This window comes from Aurantimonas litoralis, from assembly GCF_026153195.1.
GTDB lineage: Bacteria > Pseudomonadota > Alphaproteobacteria > Rhizobiales > Rhizobiaceae > Aurantimonas > Aurantimonas coralicida.
This window is the reverse complement of sequence record NZ_JAPFBM010000002.1, coordinates 226,379-247,077: the sequence shown is the minus strand read 5'-3', so window position 1 is coordinate 247,077 and position 20,699 is coordinate 226,379. Positions and strand designations below refer to the sequence as shown.

The following is a 20,699-nucleotide window of genomic DNA, read 5'->3' as shown; positions in this document are numbered from 1 at the left end:
CGCTACCTGCCATCTCCTGTTTCCCATCGATCGAAAGCACGACATGGCAGCGTTCGACATCCATTTCGCGAGCGGCACCGGCCCGCGGTCCCTCATCCACCGGGAGGGCCGGGCATGACGAGGCCGATCGCTTTTTTCGTGCATCATCAGGGGCGCGGGCATGCCAACCGGACGATGGCGCTGGTCGAGGCGTTTTCACGCACGCGCCCGGTGTCGGTGCTGACGGCGGGGCCGCATCTGTTCGAGGGCTTCTCGCGCGACATCGAGCTGATCACGCTGCCGAACATGATCGGCGCCGGCGTGCCGACGGAGCGGCTCTATGCCGAGCCGACACCGCCGGCGCTGCATTGCGTGCCGCTGGGTCTGAAGGAAATGCGCGGCACGATGCGCGCCATCATCGACCATCTCGATGCGCGTGACGTCGGGCTGTTCGTCGTGGACGTCTCGTCGGAGATCGCGCTCCTGTCGCGGATCGCCTCGGTCCCGGCGGTGCAGATCCGCATGCATGGCGACCGCTCGGACACCGGCCATATCGCCAGCTACGAATCCAGCGTCGGCATGCTGGCGCCCTTCGACGAAAGCCTCGAACAGGACGATTATCCGGCGCATCTGCGCGCCAAGACCTTCTATTCGGGCGGGCTCTGCACGACCCGCGATCCGGTGCCGACGCGCGAGGCGGCGCGGCGCAAGCTGGGCCTCGATCCGACGCGCGAAACCATCGTCGTCCTGACCGGCGGCGGCGGCGCCGGCACGCCCTATGCGCCGCTCACCGTCGGCGCGCGCGCCCTGCCGGAGGCCGACTGGCTGGTGCTCGGACCGACGCTCAAGGAGGGCCACGAGACCGACTTTTCCAATCTGCGCGAACTCGGCTGGGTGTCGAACGTCACCGACTATCTGGCGGCGGCCGACATCGTCGTGGCGTCGGCGGGCGACAATACGGTCACCGAGATCGCGCGGGTCGGCCGGCCGCTCGTGATCGCCCCGGAATGGCGCTATTTCAACGAGCAGACCCGCAAGGCCGAGGCGATGGCGGCGGTGGGCGCCGCCGTCCACGCACAGCGCTGGCCCGGCGATCTCGCCGGCTGGCAGGGCCTGATGGAGGAGGCGCGGCAGCTCGACCCGGCGCGGATCGCACCGCTCTACCGCAAGGATGCCGCGCAGAGAGCGGCGAACTGGCTGGAGAGCCTGACGGACGAATTGTGGGGCGAGGGCCAGCAGCCGCTGGCGGCCACCGGCTAGGGTGCGCGAAGCCGCGACCAGTGTCCGCTTCGCGCCTAGCTGAAGCGGACGCTGTCCGGCTGGCGGGCGGCCGCCATTTCCGCAGGCGTCGGCCGGCGCCGTGCGACGATCTCGTCGCCGGCCGGATCCCAGTCGATCAGGCCCCGTTCGGCGAACTGGCCGAGCCAGTAATCCATGCACCAGCGCCGATGCTTGGCGTGGAAGCGGCGGGCATTGGCCAGAATGGCGTCGAAATGCGGCAGCGGCGGCACATGGACCGTGTGGTGCTGATGATAGGCGCGGGCCCCGGCCGTCCAGTAGAGCGGCACGCCGGCCGGATCGAGACGCGCGGCAAGGTCGGTTTCCTCGCCGCCATAGCCGACGAAGCGTTCGTCCATGCCGCCGAGCCGCGCCCATGTGGCCTTGCGCACCGCAAAGGACAGGCCCCAGAACTCGCCCGTATTCGCCTCGCGCCGCAGGCCGGTGCGGGGCATGTCGGGCTTGGACGGATGCACGATGCCGACGGCGTCGAGCGCGTCGAAATCCAGCGCGCCGTCGATGGCGCCGCCCGGCAGATACAGGACCTCGCCGAGAAAGAAGCCGTCGGTCTCAGCGCAGGCCTCGGTGAAGCGGTCGACGAGGCCGGGTGCGGCGACGCAGTCGACATCGAGGAAGATCAGCGTCTCGCCCGTCGCCGCCTCGGCGGCGCGATTGCGCGCGGCGGCCAAAGGCAGGTCGTCGCCCGGCACCGTGAACTGGCGCACCGGGATGCCGATCTCCGGCAGCTCCGGCTCGATGGCCGGCTGCATGCAGGCAATGACGAGTTCGTCCGGCTTGCGGCTCTGCCGGCGCAGGCTCTCCATCAGGTTCAGAAGATGCGGCCGCCGGTTGCGCGTCAGGGTGAGGAGGCTGACCGTCACTGGATCGGTGCCCGTCCGGCGCGGCTCCGGAAATGCGTCACGCCCTCGATGATGCCGCGGGCGTGGCTCTGCCGCGCGACATAGGAATGGGACAGGTCGGACCGGCTGGCGAGACTGTCGGAATAGTTCGCCACGATGATCGACTGCGGCACCGAGCGCAGCATCTCGATATCGTTGCCGCTGTCGCCGGCCGCAAAGACCGCCTCGTCGGGCAGGGACAGGCGCTGGCGCAGATAGGTGATCGCCGCGCCCTTCGACGCGGCGACCGGCAGGATGTCGAGATAGCGGCCATGGCTGTGGATGACGGCGGCGGCCAGTCCGCGGCGCTGGAGATGCGCCCGGATGCCGGCGACGATGCTGCGGTCGCCCTCGGCCAGATAGCTCAGCTTGAAGGCGCGCTGTTCCAGTGGCGCCTGCGGGGCGATGCCCGGATAGTCCGCCAGCGCCGCGGCGATCCGCCGGCGCTGCCAGCCGGTGGCGATGCGCCGGCTCCAGTCGCGGTCGCGCCGGTAGGTCACGCCGTTCGGCTCGAGAAAATAGATCTCGGTGCCGACCGAGGAGATGATGATCTTCGGGTTCGGCGCGGCCTGCTGTTCGAGGATCGAGAGCGCGCTGTGCAGCGAGCGTCCGGTCGCGACCGCGAAGTCGAGCGCGGTCTCGCGGGCATGCCAGCGTGTGAAGGCCTGGATGCAGGCGTCCGAGCCGGTCAGAGTGTTGTCGATGTCACAGACGAGGAGTTGCGGCTGGTGGATGATCTGCGCCGGCTTCGCACCGGCGACCAGCCGTTCGACCAGATGCCGGCAGCGCTCGGCATGGCGCGTCCAGTCATAGGCATCCACGGCCCTGGCGCCGTTGGCAGCGTAGGTCGCGTGAAGCGCCGGGGCCTCGAGAATGGCGCGGCATGCGCCGGCGATGGCCTCGGGTTCGTGGGGGTTGACGAGGCGGCCGTTGTTGCAGCGCTCGATGATGTCGTTCGGCCCGCCGCTGTCGGTCGCCACGAGCGGCAGCCCGCTTGCCGCCGCTTCCAGCAGCGTCAGGCCGAAGGGCTCGTTCAGTGCCGGATTGACGAAGATGCCGCCGCGGGCGCGGGCATGGGCGTAGAGGGCCGGGATATCCGCCGGGCGATGGGTCTTGGGCACCGCGACGCGGCCATAGAGGTCGTGGCGATCGATGGCCTCCAGGATTGCCCGCATCTGGCCGGCGGCTTCCTCGCCGAGTTCGCAAAGATCGCCGCGGGTGCCGGCGACGATCACCAGATTGGCGTTCTCGCGCAGCCAGGGATCGCGGCCGAAGGCTTCGACGAGCATCGGCAGGTTCTTCTTGGCGACCGGCCGGGCGATCGCCAGGACGACCGGCTTGTCCGGTTCGCGCAGGAAGGGCGCGATCATCGCGTCGACCGCATCGGTGGTGGTCGCGCCGCGATAGGCATCGAGATCGCTGCCGGGCTCGATGATCCGGATCTTGCCCGGCTCGTAGCTGTCATAGGCGGCGTACTGGACCTCGGCCTCGTCGCGCGACGAGGCGATGACGAGGTCGGCGGCGGCGAAGGTCCGTTCCTCGATGGCGATGCGCCGGTCGAGGACGGCAGCGGTTTCCGCCGGGATCGTGCCGGTGCTCATGGCCGCGCGCTTGACGCGGCCGAGCGAATGGCCGGTGAACAGGAACGGAATGCCGGTCTTCGTGCGCACCAGTTCGGCGACGGTCCCGGCATCGGCGTAATGGGCGTGCAGGCAGGTCGGCGCCTCGGGCTGGTCGCCGAGCCATTCCAGCAGATGCTCGGCGAAGCTGGCGGTCTCGGTGAAGAGTTCTTCCTTCGCCAGATATTCAGGACGATCGGTCGGCAGCCGGAGGATCTCGACCTTGTCGTCGATCCGCTCCCAGCCCGGCCGGTACTCGTCGCCATACTCGCTGTCGAAGCCGCGCGTGGCGATGACGATACGGTCGATGCCGGGCGTCCTGGCCTGGGCCGCCACCAGCTCGAGCAGATATTTGATGTGGCCGCCCGTGTCGGGGGTCAGGCCATAGCTGACATCGGTTGCCCGGAGGCAGCCCTGAAGAGCGACGTGTACGACGAACAAGGCGCCTACCTCTTCCGTTTGGATACTGACGAATTGGTCTGACCGCCCATATGGCCGGCGATGAAACCGCTTCGAGTCGCTCAGGTCGCCCCTAACATTTTTCCTACGCCCCCGGATCTGTCCGGCGGGACGGAACGGATCGTTCACGATCTGTCCAAGGCGTTGGATTCACTGGGGGTCTCCGTCACCCTCTTCGCCCCCTCCGACAGCAGGTGCGACATTCCGCGCATCGGCACGTTGCCGAGCCTGAAGGGGCTGGAAGAGCGCCATGGGTCGGTGCCGCCCTCGATCCCGCAGGTTCTCGAAGCGGTCCAGATGGAAGAATTGCGCAGACGGCTAAGCGATTTCGATATCGTCCACTGCCATGGCGAGTTCTTCCATGCGGCGCTGCTGGGCGAGCGGCGGCGGCATTCGCTGACCACCATCCACTGGCGCGTCGACGAACTCGACCGGGAGCTGTTCTTTGCGGCCTTCCCCGACCTGCCGGTGGCCGGCATCTCGCAAAGCCAGCTCGACCAGATTCCGGCCGCCAACCGGGCGGGGGTCGTGCATCACGGCCTCGACGAGAGCCGCTACCGCGTAGGGCCCGGCAACGGGGGCTATGCCGCCTTCGTCGGCCGGATGACCGACCAGAAACAGCCGGATGCCGCCATCCGCATCGCACAGGCTGCGGGCATGCCGATCCGGCTGGCCGGGGCCGTCGATGTCGGCAATCCCACCTATTTCGACGAGAAGGTCGCGCCGCTGCTCGGCGAGGACGCCCGGTTCGTCGGTCCGGTGGACGATGCGGGCAAGCAGGCCTTGCTCGGCGCGGCGACGGCGCTGCTGTTTCCCATCGACTGGCCTGAACCCTTCGGCCTCGTGATGATCGAGGCGATGGCCTGCGGCACGCCGGTGATCGCCTTCGACCGGGGCTCGGTGCCCGAGATCGTCGAGGACGGCGTCACCGGCTTCGTGGTGCGCGACGAGGCGGAGGCGGTGGCGGCGCTGCCGAAAATCGGCACTCTCGACCGCGATGCGATCCGTGCGCGCTTCGAGGCGCGGTTCACCGCCAGACGGATGGCTGAGGATTACCTGCGGCTCTATCGCGAGCTTCTGGCCCGATGAGCCGGCTTCGCACTGCGCTGATCGCCTGGGACTATCCGCCAAGTGCCAGCGGCCTTGCCGTCGCCGCCCGCGAGATCGCCGAAAGCCTCGCGGCGGCCGGCGCCGAGGCCCATGTCTACACGCTGGATCGGCAGGGCAGCGACGTGATCGAGGGCGTGCGGGTGATCGGCTGCCAGCCGCCCGAAGGCGGGGCCGGCCCCTGGCTGCGGCGACGAGCGGCGATCGGCCATCTGGTGGCGCCGCGCTGGTTTTCGGCGCGCATCGCGGCGGATCATCGGCGAAGGCCCTTCGACTGTCTGGAAGCGACGAACTGGTACGCGCCGGCGGCGTTCGCCAGCCGGATCCCGGACCTGCCCTTCGTCACCCGCCATTCCACCCCGGCGATCTCGACCGGCGCCATCTCCGGCGGCCTGCGCGACCGGCTCGACGGGCGCTATGCCTGCCGTCTGGAGGCGACGACGGCGCGGCGCTCGGCCGGCCATATCTTCAACACGCAGAGCCATGGCGAGAAGGTGCGGGCCCTCTACGGGCTCGACGAGGCGGCTCCGCAGGCGGTCATCGGCCTGTCGCTGCCGCCGGAGCGTCTGGCGCGCGCGGCCGGGGCGTCCTATCCGCCGGCGGGAGAGGAGCTGCGTCTGCTCTTTGTCGGCCGCGCCGAGGCGCGCAAGGGCTTCGATTGCCTGATGGGGGCGCTGGCGATCCTTGCCGACGAGATGGCCAGGGGAGCGTTGCCGCGCTTCCGGCTCGATCTCGTGGGGATCGGTGCGGAAGACCTGCCGCCGCTCGGTGATCGCGCCCGGTCCTGCCTCATGCTGCACGGCCGGCTCGACGACGCGGCGCTCGATGCCGCCTACCGGGAGGCCGATCTGGTCGTCGCGCCATCGCGCTACGAATCCTTCGGCCTCGTCTACCAGGAGGCGCTGGCCTTCGGGCGACCGGTGATCGGCCTGTCCGTGGACCCGTCCGCCCGTCAGGTCGTCGGCGACAGTGGGGCCGGTCTTCTGGCCGCCGACGCCTCAGGCGCGGCCCTTGCCGATGTCTTGCGCCCGGCGCTGGGCGATGCCGATCTGCGCCTGCAACTCCATCGCCGGGCCGTGGCGGCGGCAGGGCGCTTTACCCGCCAGACGCTCGGCAAGGAGACGCTGGCGCTCTACGAAGCGGCGAGGGCGTTCCGGCGTCAGTCGGCATAGGGCGTCAGCAGCGCGTCGCGCTCGAACAGGCGGCCCTTGCCGGGCTGCAATGCCTCGTAGCGCTCGGAGCGTCGTTCGACATGGGCCCGGGACAGATGGTGCTCGATGACGAGGTTCGGGGCGATGAAGCTGTCGCGCCAGCCGCGGGCGAGGGCCGGTCGTTCATGCACCTTGCCCGCATAGCGCACGGAACGACGGTTCAGGCGGTACTGGATGTCGGGGAAGAGATCGGAGAGGACCCCGTTCACGCGGTTGCGGCGCGCCAGCCCGACGGAGAGACTGCCGCCTGCGTCGGCAAGGGCCGCGACATGACCGAGGGCGGCGAGGGTTTCCGCATCGACGGTTTCGTCGGCGTCGAGCTGCAACACCCAGTCGTGCCGGGCCATCTCCTGTCCGGCATTGCGCTGGGCCGCGAAATCGCCGGCGAGGGGTCGTTGCAGGATGCGGATCGTCTCAGGCCAGCCGACCGGCGGCATGAGGTCGGCCGCGGCCGGTTCGTCGACGACGAGGCAGAGATCGTCGAGGACGCTGGCGACCGGGCCGAGCCGATCGCGAAGATTGCTCAAGTCGCCGGGGCGGCAGATGACCACGAGCGACACCGGGACCGCCGGAGACGCGACGAGCGGACGGAGGTCGGCGACGGCCGGGCAGTCCGTATAGGGATTGCGCAGGGCCGCCCGCTGTTCGTCGCCTACGGGACTGGCGACGAACCCACGTGACAGCGCCAGTGTCCGTGCGCTGTAGCTTTCGACGAAGAACGGATCGTTCGGCGCAAGGATGAAGCGCTCGCCGCCCAGGCGGGAATCGATCAGGGCCGGCAACCGCCCCGATGCGAGGGCGTCCACGTCTGCGAGAAGACCGCAATGGCCGCATTCGCGCCAGGCCGCATCATGGCGGGCGGCGCGTTCGGTGACCCGCATGTCGCGGGCGCGGCAGACGGGACAACGCGGCAACCGTTTCTCTGGCGCAGCGGCCATCGGAACCGTGCCTCGTGTCCCGTCCGGGAGCGTCACGCCGTCAGGCCCCGACGATGTAGCCACCATTCGGGTGAAGGACCTGGCCGGTCATGTAGGAGGAGTCCTGGCAGGCGAGGAACAGCACGGACGGGGCGATCTCGTTGGGCTGCCCGGCCCGCTTCATCGGGGCCTGCTCGCCGAACCCCTCGACCTTGTCGGCCGGCATCGACATGGGAATGAACGGCGTCCAGACCGGTCCCGGCGCAACACCGTTCACGCGGATCTTGCGGTCGAGGAGGTTGCTGGCCATCGAACGGGTGAGGGCGGTGATCGCACCCTTGGTGGAGGAATAGGCGATCAGGGTATCGTTCCCCTTGTAGCTGTTCACCGAGGTCACGTTCACGATGGCCGCGCCGTCCGGCAGGTGATCCAGCGCCGCCTGCATCATGTAGACATAGCCGTAGACATTGGTCTCGAAATGCTTGGCGAGTTCGGCCTGCGAGAGGTTCTGCAGGTCGTTCTCCTCCATCTGGTGGGCGGCGTTGTTGACCAGCACGTCCAGCCCGCCGAACGCCTCGAGCGTCCGCTTCACGGCGTCGGTGCAGAACGCCTTGTCACGCACGTCGCCGCGGATCAGCAGGCACTCGGCGCCCTCCGCCTCGATGGCGTTCTTCGTCTCCTCGGCATCCTCGTCCTCCTCGAGATAGAGGATCGCGACCTTGGCCTTCTCGCGGGCAAACAGCACCGCCGAGGCGCGCCCGATGCCGCTGTCGCCGCCGGTGATCAGGGCCACCTTGCCGTCGAGCCGCCCGGAGCCTGGGTAGCGGGGCATGTAGTCCGGCGCCGGCGTCATCTCGCTCTCGCGGCCCGGCGTCGCGTCCTGGTGCTGGGCGGGAATGGAACTCGTCATCTGGCTATCCTTCTGTTCGACGTCCGCTTTTGGGGAAAGACGCAGAAGGCCGGCGGTCCGTTCCCTCGCCGGACGCTCGAACTTGACTATGAAAGTCATGTTATTATACCCGCCCTGACGGGGGCAAACACGGGGAACGGACATGACCGACATTCATCGGAGCGGCATCGGCTGGCCGAAACGGCCTTGCAGCATCCGCGTCCGGTCCTGTGCGGCGGTCCGGTTTCGGGGCGACACATGGTGACGTCCTGCGCGCCCGACGGTGACGACGATCCCGCACGCGACGCGGAAACGAAGTTCTGCGCCGCCGTGGAGATCGCCACCCAGACCCCCGCCGGCTTCCTCGATCATCTCGCCGGCATTCTCGCCGATCACATGCCGCCGTCCCGCAAGCCCGGCGACGGCCTAGCGCTCGACCTCTATGGCGCGCGGGCGCGGATCGAGGGCCGCGGCGAGGCGCTGGCCGCCTGCGCCGATGCCAGCGACCGCGGCGCGCTTGCCAACATGAAATATCTCATCGCCTGGAACATGCGCGAATTCTTCGGCCCCGATGTCGAGATCGCATGGTCGGGCGACGGCGAGGGCACGTCCGAGCTGCCGCAGTTCCGCGAGATGCGGGTGGTCGATGCGTGGCAGGTGACGCCGAAGCTGCGCCGGGTGCGCCTGACCGGCCATGATCTGGCCCGGTTCCAAAGCGGCGGGCTGCACATCCAGATCCTGATTCCGCCGAAGGGGCGCAAGCCGGTGTGGCCGAGTGCCGTGCCGTCGGGCATTCCAGCCTGGCCGGAAGGCGAGGACAAGCTGGTGCTGCGGACCTACACGATCCGGCACATCGACCCCGGTGCCGGCTTTGTCGACATCGATATCGTGCTGCATGACGGCGAAAGCCCGGGCTCGGACTGGGCCCGCACCGTCCGGCCCGGCGATCCGGTGGGGATGATCGGTCCGGGCGGCGGCGGCGTTGTCCCGGCCCGGCGCATGCTGCTGGCCGGCGACGAGACCGCCCTGCCGGCGATCGCCCGGATGCTGGAAGAAATGCCGGCCGATGCCGTCGGTACGGCCATCATCGAGGTCGAGGATGCCGGCGAGATCCAGTCGCTCGCCCATCCGGCGGGCTTCGAACTGGTCTGGCTGAACCGCGAAGGCCGGGCTGCCGGAACGACGACGCTCCTGGAAGAGGCCGTCGTGGCGCTCGACTGGCCGTCGGAGGCCGGCACGTCGGTGTGGATCGGCTGCGAGTTCAAGGCATTCAAGCGGCTGCGCCACCATTGCCGCCGCCATTGGGGGCTGAAGGCGCGCGACCATCTGGTCGTCGCCTACTGGCGCGGCGAGGCCGAACCGGCGGCAGGCGGCGTGCATCGCTAGCCGCAATAGCCTTCCAAGAACTGCCTGACTGGGCGGGCCGGAGCCCGCCCTGAACTGTCATTCCGCCGCGAGGATCGCCGGACGCACGACGTCCTGTTCCTGCGCCAGCACCAGCCGGCGATACGCTCCGTCTTTTTGCAGCAAGGCGGCATGCGCGCCCTCCTCGACGATCCGGCCGGCCTCGACGACGACGATGCGATCGGCGTGGCGGATGGTCGACAGGCGGTGGGCGACGACCAGCGTGGTGCGGCCCCTGGCGAGCTCGGCCAGCGCCGTCTGGATGGCGCGCTCCGTCGCGGTGTCGAGCGCCGAGGTCGCCTCGTCGAGGATCAGGATCGCCGGATCCTTGAGGAACATGCGGGCGATGGACAGCCGCTGCTTCTGGCCGCCCGACAGCTTCAGGCCGCGCTCGCCGACGATGGTGTCGAGGCCGTCCGGCAGGCGCTTCACGGTGTCGGCGAGATGGGCGCGTTCCAGCGCTTCCCAGATCTGGGCGTCGCCGGCATCGAGCCGCCCATAGGCGACGTTGTCGCGGATGGTGCCGCCGAACAGGAAGACGTCCTGCTGCACGACGCCGATATGGCTGCGCAGCGCGGCAAGCCGCATGTCGCGAATGTCGATGCCGTCGATGGTGATGGCGCCCTCGACCAGATCGTAGAAGCGCGGCACCAGCGCGCAGATCGTCGTCTTGCCGGCGCCGGAGGGGCCGACGAAGGCGATCGTCTCGCCGGCCTTCACCGACAGGTCGATGCCGTTCAGCACCGGGTGGCCCGTCGAATAGGTGAAGTGGACGTTCGAGAAGCGGATGTCGCCGGCGAGCCTGTCGACGGCGCGGGCGCCGGGCCGGTCGACGATGTCGGGCTCGGTGTCGAGAAAGTCGCAATAGCGGCGGAAGCCGGCAATGCCCTTCGGATAGCTCTCCAGCACGGCGGCGATCTTCTCGACGGGGCGGAAGAACACGCCGACCAGGAGCAGGAAGCCGACGAAGCCGCCATTCGTCAGGTCGCCCTCGATGACGTAATAGGTGCCGGCGACCATGACGATCACCTGGGTCAGCCGCATCGACAGATAGTTCAGCGACTGGCTGACCGACATGATGCGATAGGCGTCGAGCTTGCGGCCGCGATATTGCGCGTTGTCGCGGGCAAACAGCGCGCGCTCGTGGTCCTCGTTGGCGAAGGCCTGGACGACGCGGATGCCGCCGACATTCTCCTCGATACGGGCGTTGAAGGCGCCGACGCTGCTGTAGATCGCCCGCCAGGTGTCGGTCATGCGGGCGCCGTAGCGCACGGTCAGGATGGTGCCGACCGGCACGACGATGGCGGTGATCAGCGCCAGCTCGACATGGACGAACAGCATCAGGACGAAGGCGCCCAGGAAGGTCATCACCGCGATGAACAGATCCTCGGGCCCGTGATGGGCGATCTCGCCGATCTCCTCCAGATCCTTGGTCAGGCGGCCGACGAGATGTCCGGTCTTCTGGTTGTCGAAATAGCCGAAGGAGAGCTTCTGGAGATGGTCGAAGGCGCGGCGGCGCATCTCCGTCTCGATATTGATGCCGAGCATGTGGCCCCAATAGGTGACCACCGCCATCAGGCCCGTATTGAGCAGGTAGATCGCCAGGAGCCCGACCGCCGCGGCGATGATCAGGTTCCATTCGCCGCTGGGCAGCAGCGTGTCGATGAACACCTTCACCGCGATGGGGAAGGCGAGCTCCAGGAGGCCGGCCAGCACCGCGCAGCCGAAATCGAGAACGAACAGGCCGCGCCACGGGGCATAATAGGAAAAGAACCGCGCAAGCATCGGGGCCTCGTCTTCATCTCTGGAGCGCCGTGACGGACGACACGGCTTATGCCGCGGCGCCCGTCCGGTCGCGCGTTTCTTCGATTGGGGCGGGCACGCCGGTCCGCGTGGCCAAGCGAGCTTACCGGAAGCGGATCGGCACCGTCAGCGAAACCCCCTTGCCGCCGGGCGGCGCGGGGAACGGGCTGGCCCGTCGCAGCAGCGAGACCGCCGCATCGTCGAGGATACGGCCGGCCGAACGGGCGACCCGCACCGAGGTGACGCGACCATTGCCATCCATGCGGAAGGAAACCGTCACGGTGCCGGACCCGCCGCCGCGCGGACTGCGCTTGTAGCGGTTGAGCCGGGCCTGCACCGCGTTGCGCCAGCTTGTCAGGGCCGAGCGCGAGACCGTCGCCCCTTGCGAGACCTGCCGCTGCTTGCGCCCCTTGGTGGCGGTCGAGGGCGGCGGCGCGGCCTTCTTCACCTGCCGGCGCTGCTTCTTGCGCTCGACCTTCTGGCGTGGCTTGCGCGGCTTGATCTCCTGCTTCTTCTCGCGCACGGCCTGCCGGACCTTGGGCGGCGGTGTCGGGCGGAAGGTGGGCACCGGCACGACATCGGGCGCCGCCTCGACGACGGGCTCCGGTTCGGGCGCAGGCTCAGGCGTCGGCTCAGGCTCGGGCTCCGGTTCCTCGACTTCGGGAGGGACAGGGTCGGGGGTCGGCTCGGGCTCGACCTGCTCTTCCGGCTCCGGTTCGGGGACCGGCTCAGGCTCAGGCTCAGGCTCGATTTCGGGCTCCGGCTCCGGCTCGGGCGTCTCGACCTCGGGCGGCGGCTCGGTGGCTTCCGGCTCGGCGACGGCTTCGGTGGAGGCGATGTCGGGCGTTGCCGCGGGCGCGGCGAGCTCGATCAGGATCGGCGCCTGCTCGTTGCCGGCCGGCGGCTCGTCGGGAACCCGTGCGAGCACCGCATAGGCGACGGCGCCATGGGCCGCGACCACGAGCAGCGCCGCCAGCGGCCAGCGCACGAGGCCGGCGCGCAGTGGCCGGGTGCCGTCGCCGAAGGGGATGCGATCGCCGTGGCGGGCCATGGGCTCAGGTCCGTCCCGCGGCTGCCGCCCCGGCGGCGCCGGCGCCTGCATCCTCGAGGCCGACGAGACCGATCTTCAGATAGCCGGCGGTCCGCAGCTGGTTCATCACCTCCATCAGGTCGCCATAGGCGATGGCGCCGTCGGCGCGCAGGAGAATGCGCTCGTCGCGATTGCCGCCCGTGGCGGCATCCAGCCCTTCGGCCAGCGCTGCGGGATCGACCTCGTCGTCGCCGATCAGCAGCGTGTTGTCGGCCTGGACCGTCAGATAGATCGGCTCGTCCGGCCGGTCCTGCGGCTCGGCGTTGGACAGCGGCAGGTCGACGGGCGCATCGACCGTGGAGAGCGGCGCGGCGACCATGAAGATGATCAGCAGCACCAGCACCACGTCGATGAAGGGCGTGACGTTGATCTCGGAGACTTCGCCGGCGCCGCCCAGATCGTCGCCGCCCCCCTGGTTGAGGTTGATCCCCATCGGCCTACTCCGCGGCGGCCATCAACGGCGCCGCCTCCCGGGTCGTGTGGCGACGGTCGAGGTCGCGCGACAGGTGCTGCAGGACCAGCGCCGAGCCGTCGGACAGGACGGCGCGATAGCCGGCGATGGAGCGGGCGAAGACGTTGTAGACGATGACCGCCGGAATGGCGGCGACGAGGCCGATGGCGGTGGCCAGGAGGGCCTCGGCGATGCCCGGCGCGACGACGGCGAGATTGGTGGTGTTGGCCTGACTGATGCCGATGAAGGAATTCATGATGCCCCAGACGGTCCCGAACAGGCCGACGAAGGGGGCGGTCGAGCCGATGGTGGCGAGAATGCCGGTGCCACGGGAGATCGAGCGGCCGGCACCGGCCTCGATGCGCGACAGCGCGACCGAGACGCGCTCCTTGATGCCCTCGTCGGAGAGGTCGGCGGACCGCGCCCGTTCGGCCTCCGCACTCTGGGCAAGGGCTGCCACCGGGCCGCGCCAGCGGCGGCGGTTCGCGGTCAGGGCCTCCGTCAGCGTCTCGGCGCGGGCGAGACGGCGCACGCCGACCCGTGCGCGGCGCTTGGCCAGCGCCAGTTCCATCGCCTTGGACAGGCCGATGGTCCAGGTGACCAGCGAGGCGAAGGCGAGGCCGATCATCACGGCCTTCACCACCCAGTCGGCGGCCATGAACATGCCCATGGGCGACAGATCGTGGGGCAGCGCCGCGTTGCGTTCGTCGGGAGCGACCGGCGAGGCGGGGGCGAGGGCCGGCTCCGCCGCCGTGGCGTCTGCGGCCGGCTCGTCCAGCACGACCGGCTCCGTGCCGGCGGCGGGAACTGACGGCGCGGTGGCGGTGGACGGGGCAGGCGTCGTGGCCTCGTCGGTCACCGTGGTGTCCGGTTCGGCAGCGGCGGGGGCGGCCGGCTGTGCTTCTGCGGGGTCTGCCGGCGTTGCGGGTGTCGCCGGGGCTGCCGGTACGGTTTGGGTGGCCTCTGTCTCCGCCGCCGGGACGCGGGTCGGGGCTTCGGCTTCGGAGGTGGCTTCGGACGCGGCCCCGGGTGCTGCTTCAGGCGTTGCGGTCGGCGCCGGCTGGGTCGGCTCGGCCGCCGCGGGCGACTTGTCGAGGGCGTCCTGCGCCATGGCCCGATCCGCCACTTGCGGCGTCGCCACGACGGCGAGGGCCAAGGCGATTGCGAGGGAAAGCCGGGGCAGGGCAGACCTGCGGGCAGAAAGATGGGTCATGATCGGCCGTTCGTCTTTCGGGCATTGCCCGGTCACTGTCCCGCCAGGACCGGCCGGACGCGGTCGGCTGCCGGGCACGGAAATGGGCGCGTTGCGCAGCGCTTAATATAATCTGATAGTAATAGTCAACTTTGCGCCCGGTGGTTGTCCACGGGTCTCCCACTCACCGTGCGAAGGCCAGTTTGCGCGTGCCCGAAGGCTCCGGCAGGACGTCCATCGGGATGCCGTAGATCGCCTCGAGGCAGGCCGGCGTCATGATCTGGGCCGGGTCGCCGCGGGCAACGAGATGCCCCTGCTTCAGCGCGATGATCTCGTCGCAGAAGCGCGCCGCCATGTTGATCTCGTGCAGGACGACGATGACGCCGACGCCGCGGCGATCGCAGAGGTCGCGCACCAGCGACAGGACCTCGATCTGGTGGGCGACGTCGAGGGCCGAGATGGGCTCGTCGAGGAGCAGATAGCCGGCATCCTGGGCGACCAGCATGGCCAGCCAGACGCGCTGGCGCTCGCCGCCGGACAGGCTCTCCACGAAGCGGTCGGCGAAGGCCGTTGTGTCGGTCAGCGCCATCGCCTCTTCGACCTTGTCCCGGTCGGCGGGGCCGAATCGGCCGAGGGCGCCGTGCCAGGGGTAGCGGCCGAGCGCGACGAGTTCGCGCGCCAGCATGCCCGGCGCGAGCGGCGTGTGTTGCGGCAGATAGGCGATCCGGCGGGCAAGTTCGCGGTCGCCCCATGCGTCGAGCGGGCGGCCGTCGAAGCCGATGCCGCCGGTCGTAGGCCGAAGCTGGCGGGCGAGAAGTTTCAGGAGCGTCGACTTACCCGAGCCGTTGTGACCGACGAGCCCGGTCACGGTGCCCTGGCCGAGTTCGAGCGACAGTGGCGCCAGCAGCGTGCGCGCCGGCACGCTGAGGCTGGCAGCATCCAGGGTGAAGGCGGCGGTCATGATGTCGAACCTCTTCGGCCGAGAAGGATCAGCAGGACGGGGGCGCCGACCAGGGCGGCGACCAGCCCGGTCGGCAATTGGTAGGGAAAGGCGATGGTGCGCCCGAGGAAGTCGGCGATCGCCATGATCGCGGCACCGGCCAGCGCCGCGACGAGCAGCGTCGGCAGGGGGCGGCGAATCCCCAGCATGCGGACGACATGCGGGGCCATCAGGCCGACGAAGGTCAACGGTCCGATGATCGGCGTGGCGGCGGCGGTCAGCAGCGCGGCCAGCACCAGAAGGCAGGGCCGGGCATAAGTCAGCGGCACGCCGAGCGCGGCCGCCTGCCGGTCGCCGAGGGGGAGAATCGCCAGCCAGCGCAGCACCGGCAGACTTGCTGCCACAAGAACGAGCGCGGCGATGGCGACGGGAATCGCGTCGGCCATGGTCAGGCCCTGCGTCGAGCCGCCCATCCAGTCCACGAGGATGAAGGCGCGCGGGTCGCCGCCCGCCGCCAGCACCCCGACAAAGGCGTCGAGAAGGGCATTGAGCGCGATGCCGGCGAGAAGGATTGTCTCCGGCGAAAAACCGGTCCGCCGGGCATAGAATATGATCGCGACGAGGACGGCGAGGCCGCCGAGGCTGGTTACCAGGCTTTCGCCGAGAAGGCCGAGATCATCGAAGACGAACAGCGACAGCGCGAAGGCGAAGGCGGCGCCGGCGCTGACGCCCAGAACCTCGGGGCTCGCCATCTCGTTGCCGGTCAGCCGCTGCAGGATGAAGCCCGCGACCGCGACCATGGCACCGGCGGCGGCGGCGGCGATGAGGCGCGGCGCGCGCCAGGGCAGGATCTCCGCCCAGGCGTCCGCGGGCAGGATCTGCCAGGCACCGGTCGCATCGCGTCCGAGAAAGAGGACTGCGACGAGAGAAAGGGCGAGGGTCACGCAGAGGGCGAGCCTGAGGGCCGGGGAGAAGCGGGCGGTCGCCTGCGGGACGGAGGCTTCGAAGGGCGGGCGGACGCTGGCGCGCAGGCGCGGCAGGAGGAAGAGCAGCAGCGGCGAGCCGAAGATCGCGGTCACCGCGCCGGTCGGCAGGAATTCCGCCGAGACGCCCGACAGCAGCGTGACCGCGCAGTCGGTCGCCAGCAGAAGCAGTGCGCCGATGATGCTCGACCAGACGAGTCGCTCGCCGAACTGCCGGGCGCCGGCCAGCCGCGCCAGGATCGGCGCGACGAGGCCGATGAAGCCGATGACGCCGACGGCGCTGGTCACGAAGCCGGCGAGGAGTACGGCGAGGCCGATCGCGCCGATCCTGATCCGGGTGACGTTCAGGCCGAGCGAGGCGACGCTGGCATCACCGAGTTCCAGAAGCGACAGCGGCCGCACCAGCAGCCACGCCGGGACGACGAGAACGGCGAGCCGCATCGCCAGGTCGATGGTCGGCTGCCAGCTCTGCTGCGCCAGCGAGCCGGCGCCCCAGATGAACAGGCTGACCAGATAGCGGTCCTTGATCATGATCAGGATCGCCGACAGCGCGCCGCAATACAGGCTGACGACCAGGCCGGCGAGAATCAGCGAGACCGCCGAGAAATTGCGCCGCACCAACATGAAGACGATCAGCGTCGAGGCGGCACTCCCGGTGATCGCCACGAGGTCGCGTCCAAAGCCGAAGAGGGCCGGCGCGAACAGTGTCGCGAGGGCCAGCGCCAGCCGGGCACCGGCATCGATGCCGAGCGTCGTCGGGGCGGCGAGGGGATTGCGCAGCACCTGCTGCAGGATCGCGCCGGATGCCGACAGGGCGCCGCCGCACAGCACCGCCATCGCAAGCCGCGGCAATTCGGCATGAAGGAACAGGATGCGGGCGGGGTCGTAGCCGCCGGTCGGTGCGCCCGCCCACAAATCCGCGATCGGGGCGGCGACGACGGCGACCGTCAGCACGGCGGCAACGAGGGCCAGCGCTGCGCCGAAGCGGGCCGGGCCGGTCAGGCTCTGCGACAGGATCATGCGGGGGCGCCATCCCCGGCCTGGCCCGCCGGACCGGCGAGCGCCTCGGTAAGAAGTTCGGCGAAGCGCAGCGCCGAGGGCAGTGCGCCGAACATCAGCGTGGGCGGCAGCACGGTGACCTGTCCGGCCTTCACGAAAGGAAGCTGCCGCCAGAGCGGGCTGGCGCCGAGCGTCTGCATCAAGGTCGGCGGCAGCGGCTCGAAGGCGAAGAGCCGCACGTCGCGGGCGGTGGCCAGCGTCTCGACACCGACTGTTGCAAATCCCCAGTAATTGGTCTCGCCTTCATAGGCGTTGGTCACGCCCAGGCGGTCGAGGACGGACTGGTAGAGGCCATGCCGGCCGAAGATCCGCGCGTGACGCGTGTCCATGAAGGCGACGAGATAGACCGGCGGCAGGGACAGCCCGGCCAGGCGGCGCGCGCAGGTCGCAAACGTCGCGTCGATCTCTTCCAGGAACGCGTCGGCCGCGTCCTGGCGGCCGGTGCGATCGGCGAGGGTGCGGGTCACGTCGCGGGCGCGCTGCAGGGGATCGGTGCCCTCCTGATAGATGGTCAGGCGCTCGACCGGCGCGATGCGGGAAAGCGCCGTCTCCTGGCGCGCGACATAGTCGGTGGTGAGGATCAGGTCCGGCTCGAGCAGCGCAAGGCGCTCGAAATTCACCTGCAGGCTGGAGCCGAGATCGGCGACCCCCGCCGGCAGCGCCGGTTCGACGACCCACTCGTCCCAGTCGCTTGCGGCGGTCTGGGCGATCGGCGGGTGGCCGAGCGCCAGCAGGGTCTCCGTCAGCGCGTAATCGAGGGAGGCGATGCGGGGACCGGCAGCCGGCAGCATCGTCGCCCGGGCGGTGCGAATGGTGGCGGCCGTTGCGGCGATTCCACCCAGAAGCGCACGTCTGTCGATCACCATCGCGCCGCAGCCTTCGGTGTATCGTATTGATTGGCCTCAGAGATTTTAATCATTCCAAATTCAGTGTCTTTTTCGCCACAGCCGCGACACAGTTCGCCGACCCGGCCCTTCGGCATGTCTGTTTCCGGCTTCGTCCAACCGCCTGATGCGCAGTCCATTCGTGCCTGCGACGGCGGTTTCGGCCCGTTCGAGCCTGCATTCGCTAATGTTGACTCTTCAATTCATGTTTATCTATCGCTCGGTCCGTTCCGAGGGCAAGGGGTCCTCGACAGAATGGATGTGCGACATGCGTAACTCACCGGCCGACCGAGGCTTTTCATCGAACGCAACCCGCCGGCTGGCGCGGTTCCTGTCCCTGTCGGCGGCCGGTCTCGCCCTCGTCCCGGGGCTGGCGCAGGCGCAAGACGCGCCGGTGGTGCTGGACACGGTGACGATCGAGGCGGCCGGCGGTGAGGCGGACGGCATGTTGGGCGGCGCCGTTGCCGGGGCGGCAGGCGCCGACTACGCCGTGGACGGCTACGTCGCCGGCACCACCGCATCGGCCACCAAGACCGACCTGCCGATCGTCAGGGTGCCGCAGATGGTCGCGGTGATCACCGAAGAGCAGCTCGACGATCGCAACGTCCAGTCGCTGACCGAGGCGCTGACCTATTCGGCGTCGGCGCGGGCGGGCGCCTTCGGCCTCGATCCCCGCTTCGATTCCTTCTACATTCGCGGCTTCGACGCGACCTATACGGGCGTCTTCCGCGACGGGCTGCGGGACTTCTCCAACAGCTTCCTCCTGAGCCAGGTCGAGCCTTACGGCCTGCAGTCGCTGTCGGTTCTCAAGGGTCCCTCATCGGGCCTCTACGGCTCGGCCAATGCCGGCGGCATCATCGACTTGACGTCGAAGCGGCCGACCACGGAGAGCTTCCGCGAGATCGGCGCCGAATACGGCACCAACAACCGCTACCAGGCGACCTTCGACGCCTCGGGGCCGCTCGGCGGGTCCGGCTCGACCTTCTACCGGATGACCGGTGTCGCCCGCGATTCGGATACCGACAACCCGTTCGTGTCGGACGACGAGCTGCTGATCGCACCGGCGATCACCTACGCGCCGGATGCCGACACCAGCTTCACGGTTCTCAGCGAGTTGCAGCGGGTCCACACCGGCGGCACCGCCGCCTATGTCCAGGGCAACCGGGACGTGACCGACGTGCCCTATGCCGATCCGAACTTCAACGATCTCGACCAGACCCAGGGCCGCATCGGCTATGAGTTCGAGCAGCGCCTGTCCGACATCTTCACCTTCCGCCAGAAGGCCCGCTACCAGGGCATGGATATCTACGGCGAGTATCTCTACCCGCATGGGGCGGCGGTGAACGGGGTGCTTGCCCGCGGCTCGGGCGTCGTGGCGCAGACGCTGCATGGCGGCGTCGCCGACACCCAGCTCGAGGCCAAGTTCGATACCGGCATCCTGCGGCACACCATGACCGGCGGTATCGACGGCTACTACACCGAGTTCACCAACAAGGAAGGCTACGGCACCGCGCCGTCCCTGAATCTTGCCAGCCTCGACTACAGCCGCGGCATCGACCGCCCGGACTACACGGTTGCCGAGGAGCAGACCCAGCGCCAGCTCGGCCTGTATCTGCAGGACATCATCGAGATCGACCGCCTGACCGTCGCGCTCGGCGCTCGCCACGACTGGGTGAAGACCGAGACGGCGACCGGCGCCCCCGGCAATCTCGGCGATGCGGAGGACCAGAGCGACGATGCCTTCACCGGCCGCGTCGGCGTCAGCTACCTCTTCGACAACGGCATTGCGCCCTATGCCAGCTACTCGACGTCCTTCTCGCCCAATATCGGCCTGAACCCGGACGGCTCTGCCTTCGTGCCGACGACGGCCGAGCAGTACGAGCTGGGCGTCAAGTATCAGGTGCCGGACGTCAATCTGCTGGTGTCGGCCGCGATCTACCAGATCGAGCAGGAGAAGGGCGTCTTCCTGCAGCCGAGCGCCGATTTCTCGACCAGCGTGCAGGTGCAGCTCGACAAGCTGCGCAGCCGCGGCTTCGAAATCGAAGCGGCGGCGGGCCTCGCCGACGGGCTGAACCTGACCCTGTCCTATGCCTATCTCGACATGGAGATCATCGAGGGCGTGCCCGGCACCGAGGGCAACACGCTGTCCTCGCGCCCGCAGCACACCGCCGCGGCCTGGCTCGACTACACGGTGCAGAACGGCTTCGCGAAAGGCTTCGGCATCGGCGGCGGCGTGCGCTTCGTCGGCGAGAGCTTCGGCAACGACCGCAACAGCTTCAAGAACGATGCCCGGGCCTATGTCGACGCGGCGCTGCACTACGACGTGCAGGCGGTCGAGGGGCTGCGCGTGCAGGTCAATGCCACCAACATCTTCGACGAGGATGCGGCGCTCTGCACCGAAGGCTTCTGCTATGCCGAGCAGGAGCGCCAGGTCATCGGCAGCGTGCGCTACCGGTTCTGAGAACTCCGGCAAACGCAGCACGATATGGAAAAGGGGCGGCCCGGCGGGCCGCCCCTTTTCGTTGCAGGATGGGG

16 protein-coding genes are annotated in these 20,699 nt (G+C 69.2%); 5 read left to right on the top strand and 11 right to left on the bottom strand.

What is annotated here, in order from left to right:
• Positions 1-114: 114 nt before the first annotated feature.
• Positions 115-1,239: a glycosyltransferase gene (locus tag N7I30_RS06040; RefSeq protein ID WP_498637442.1), complete on the top strand. Its 1,125-nt coding sequence runs from the start codon at positions 115-117 to the stop codon at positions 1,237-1,239.
• 35 nt (positions 1,240-1,274) lie between these two features.
• Here N7I30_RS06040 and N7I30_RS06035 read toward each other — a convergent pair whose 3' ends face one another.
• A complete protein-coding gene (locus N7I30_RS06035; RefSeq protein ID WP_498637440.1) occupies positions 1,275-2,138 on the bottom strand; it encodes a glycosyltransferase family 2 protein in 864 nt (287 codons plus the stop codon).
• A complete protein-coding gene (locus N7I30_RS06030) occupies positions 2,135-4,216 on the bottom strand; it encodes an HAD-IIB family hydrolase (protein WP_498637438.1) in 2,082 nt (693 codons plus the stop codon). The genes N7I30_RS06035 and N7I30_RS06030 overlap by 4 nt, the downstream gene beginning before the upstream one ends.
• Positions 4,217-4,276: 60 nt before the next feature.
• Between N7I30_RS06030 and N7I30_RS06025 the strand changes: the two genes are divergently transcribed.
• The gene (locus N7I30_RS06025; protein ID WP_498637436.1) at positions 4,277-5,323 is read left to right on the top strand and encodes a glycosyltransferase family 4 protein; all 1,047 of its coding nucleotides are present in this window, start codon (positions 4,277-4,279) and stop codon (positions 5,321-5,323) included.
• Positions 5,320-6,513 carry a glycosyltransferase family 4 protein gene (locus N7I30_RS06020; RefSeq protein WP_498637434.1) on the top strand — a complete coding sequence of 398 codons (1,194 nt, stop codon included), beginning with the start codon at positions 5,320-5,322 and terminating at the stop codon, positions 6,511-6,513. The genes N7I30_RS06025 and N7I30_RS06020 overlap by 4 nt, the downstream gene beginning before the upstream one ends.
• On the opposite strand, the gene N7I30_RS06015 is transcribed toward N7I30_RS06020, so the two are convergent.
• Entirely contained in the window at positions 6,501-7,466 is a 966-nt protein-coding gene (locus N7I30_RS06015) for a glycosyltransferase family protein (RefSeq protein ID WP_498637432.1), read from the bottom strand. The genes N7I30_RS06020 and N7I30_RS06015 overlap by 13 nt on opposite strands.
• 64 nt (positions 7,467-7,530) lie before the next feature.
• On the bottom strand, positions 7,531-8,379 hold the full coding sequence (locus N7I30_RS06010; RefSeq protein ID WP_498637430.1) for an SDR family oxidoreductase: 849 nt from the start codon (positions 8,377-8,379) through the stop codon (positions 7,531-7,533).
• A gap of 237 nt (positions 8,380-8,616) precedes the next feature.
• Between N7I30_RS06010 and N7I30_RS06005 the strand changes: the two genes are divergently transcribed.
• Entirely contained in the window at positions 8,617-9,744 is a 1,128-nt protein-coding gene (locus N7I30_RS06005; protein WP_498637428.1) for a siderophore-interacting protein, read from the top strand.
• Positions 9,745-9,801: 57 nt separating this feature from the next.
• Here the strand turns inward: N7I30_RS06005 and N7I30_RS06000 are convergent, their stop codons facing one another.
• From N7I30_RS06000 to N7I30_RS05970, 7 genes are all read right to left on the bottom strand, one after another.
• Entirely contained in the window at positions 9,802-11,547 is a 1,746-nt protein-coding gene (locus N7I30_RS06000) for an ABC transporter ATP-binding protein (protein WP_498637426.1), read from the bottom strand.
• 121 nt (positions 11,548-11,668) lie between these two features.
• On the bottom strand, positions 11,669-12,616 hold the full coding sequence (locus N7I30_RS05995) for a TonB family protein (RefSeq protein WP_498637424.1): 948 nt from the start codon (positions 12,614-12,616) through the stop codon (positions 11,669-11,671).
• 4 nt (positions 12,617-12,620) lie between these two features.
• Positions 12,621-13,088 (bottom strand): TonB system transport protein ExbD, encoded by a 468-nt coding sequence (exbD, locus tag N7I30_RS05990; protein ID WP_187390445.1) that lies wholly within the window; start codon positions 13,086-13,088, stop codon positions 12,621-12,623.
• A 4-nt stretch (positions 13,089-13,092) separates the two neighbouring features.
• Positions 13,093-14,319: a tonB-system energizer ExbB gene (gene exbB, locus N7I30_RS05985; protein ID WP_498637422.1), complete on the bottom strand. Its 1,227-nt coding sequence runs from the start codon at positions 14,317-14,319 to the stop codon at positions 13,093-13,095.
• Between the two features lie 163 nt (positions 14,320-14,482).
• Positions 14,483-15,259 carry an ATP-binding cassette domain-containing protein gene (locus N7I30_RS05980; RefSeq protein ID WP_187390444.1) on the bottom strand — a complete coding sequence of 259 codons (777 nt, stop codon included), beginning with the start codon at positions 15,257-15,259 and terminating at the stop codon, positions 14,483-14,485.
• Complete coding sequence (gene fhuB, locus N7I30_RS05975) at positions 15,256-17,241, bottom strand: Fe(3+)-hydroxamate ABC transporter permease FhuB (RefSeq protein ID WP_498637419.1); 1,986 nt, start codon at positions 17,239-17,241, stop codon at positions 15,256-15,258. Before fhuB ends, N7I30_RS05980 begins: the two co-directional genes overlap by 4 nt.
• Entirely contained in the window at positions 17,238-18,146 is a 909-nt protein-coding gene (locus N7I30_RS05970) for an ABC transporter substrate-binding protein (RefSeq protein WP_187390442.1), read from the bottom strand. The genes fhuB and N7I30_RS05970 overlap by 4 nt, the downstream gene beginning before the upstream one ends.
• 286 nt (positions 18,147-18,432) lie before the next feature.
• Between N7I30_RS05970 and N7I30_RS05965 the strand changes: the two genes are divergently transcribed.
• Entirely contained in the window at positions 18,433-20,625 is a 2,193-nt protein-coding gene (locus N7I30_RS05965; RefSeq protein ID WP_498637418.1) for a TonB-dependent siderophore receptor, read from the top strand.
• Positions 20,626-20,699 lie beyond the last annotated feature (74 nt).

What these genes read in the sequence shown, in the direction of transcription:
- exbB (WP_498637422.1), bottom strand. Translation starts at nt 14,319, where the DNA reads ATGACCCATCTTTCTGCCCGCAGGTCTGCCCTGCCCCGGCTTTCCCTC.
- N7I30_RS06025 (WP_498637436.1), top strand. Translation starts at nt 4,277, where the DNA reads ATGAAACCGCTTCGAGTCGCTCAGGTCGCCCCTAACATTTTTCCTACG.
- exbD (WP_187390445.1), bottom strand. Translation starts at nt 13,088, where the DNA reads ATGGGGATCAACCTCAACCAGGGGGGCGGCGACGATCTGGGCGGCGCC.
- N7I30_RS06020 (WP_498637434.1), top strand. Translation starts at nt 5,320, where the DNA reads ATGAGCCGGCTTCGCACTGCGCTGATCGCCTGGGACTATCCGCCAAGT.
- N7I30_RS06010 (WP_498637430.1), bottom strand. Translation starts at nt 8,379, where the DNA reads ATGACGAGTTCCATTCCCGCCCAGCACCAGGACGCGACGCCGGGCCGC.
- N7I30_RS05965 (WP_498637418.1), top strand. Translation starts at nt 18,433, where the DNA reads ATGCGTAACTCACCGGCCGACCGAGGCTTTTCATCGAACGCAACCCGC.
- N7I30_RS05980 (WP_187390444.1), bottom strand. Translation starts at nt 15,259, where the DNA reads ATGACCGCCGCCTTCACCCTGGATGCTGCCAGCCTCAGCGTGCCGGCG.
- N7I30_RS06040 (WP_498637442.1), top strand. Translation starts at nt 115, where the DNA reads ATGACGAGGCCGATCGCTTTTTTCGTGCATCATCAGGGGCGCGGGCAT.
- N7I30_RS05995 (WP_498637424.1), bottom strand. Translation starts at nt 12,616, where the DNA reads ATGGCCCGCCACGGCGATCGCATCCCCTTCGGCGACGGCACCCGGCCA.
- N7I30_RS06005 (WP_498637428.1), top strand. Translation starts at nt 8,617, where the DNA reads ATGGTGACGTCCTGCGCGCCCGACGGTGACGACGATCCCGCACGCGAC.
- fhuB (WP_498637419.1), bottom strand. Translation starts at nt 17,241, where the DNA reads ATGATCCTGTCGCAGAGCCTGACCGGCCCGGCCCGCTTCGGCGCAGCG.
- N7I30_RS06000 (WP_498637426.1), bottom strand. Translation starts at nt 11,547, where the DNA reads ATGCTTGCGCGGTTCTTTTCCTATTATGCCCCGTGGCGCGGCCTGTTC.
- N7I30_RS05970 (WP_187390442.1), bottom strand. Translation starts at nt 18,146, where the DNA reads ATGGTGATCGACAGACGTGCGCTTCTGGGTGGAATCGCCGCAACGGCC.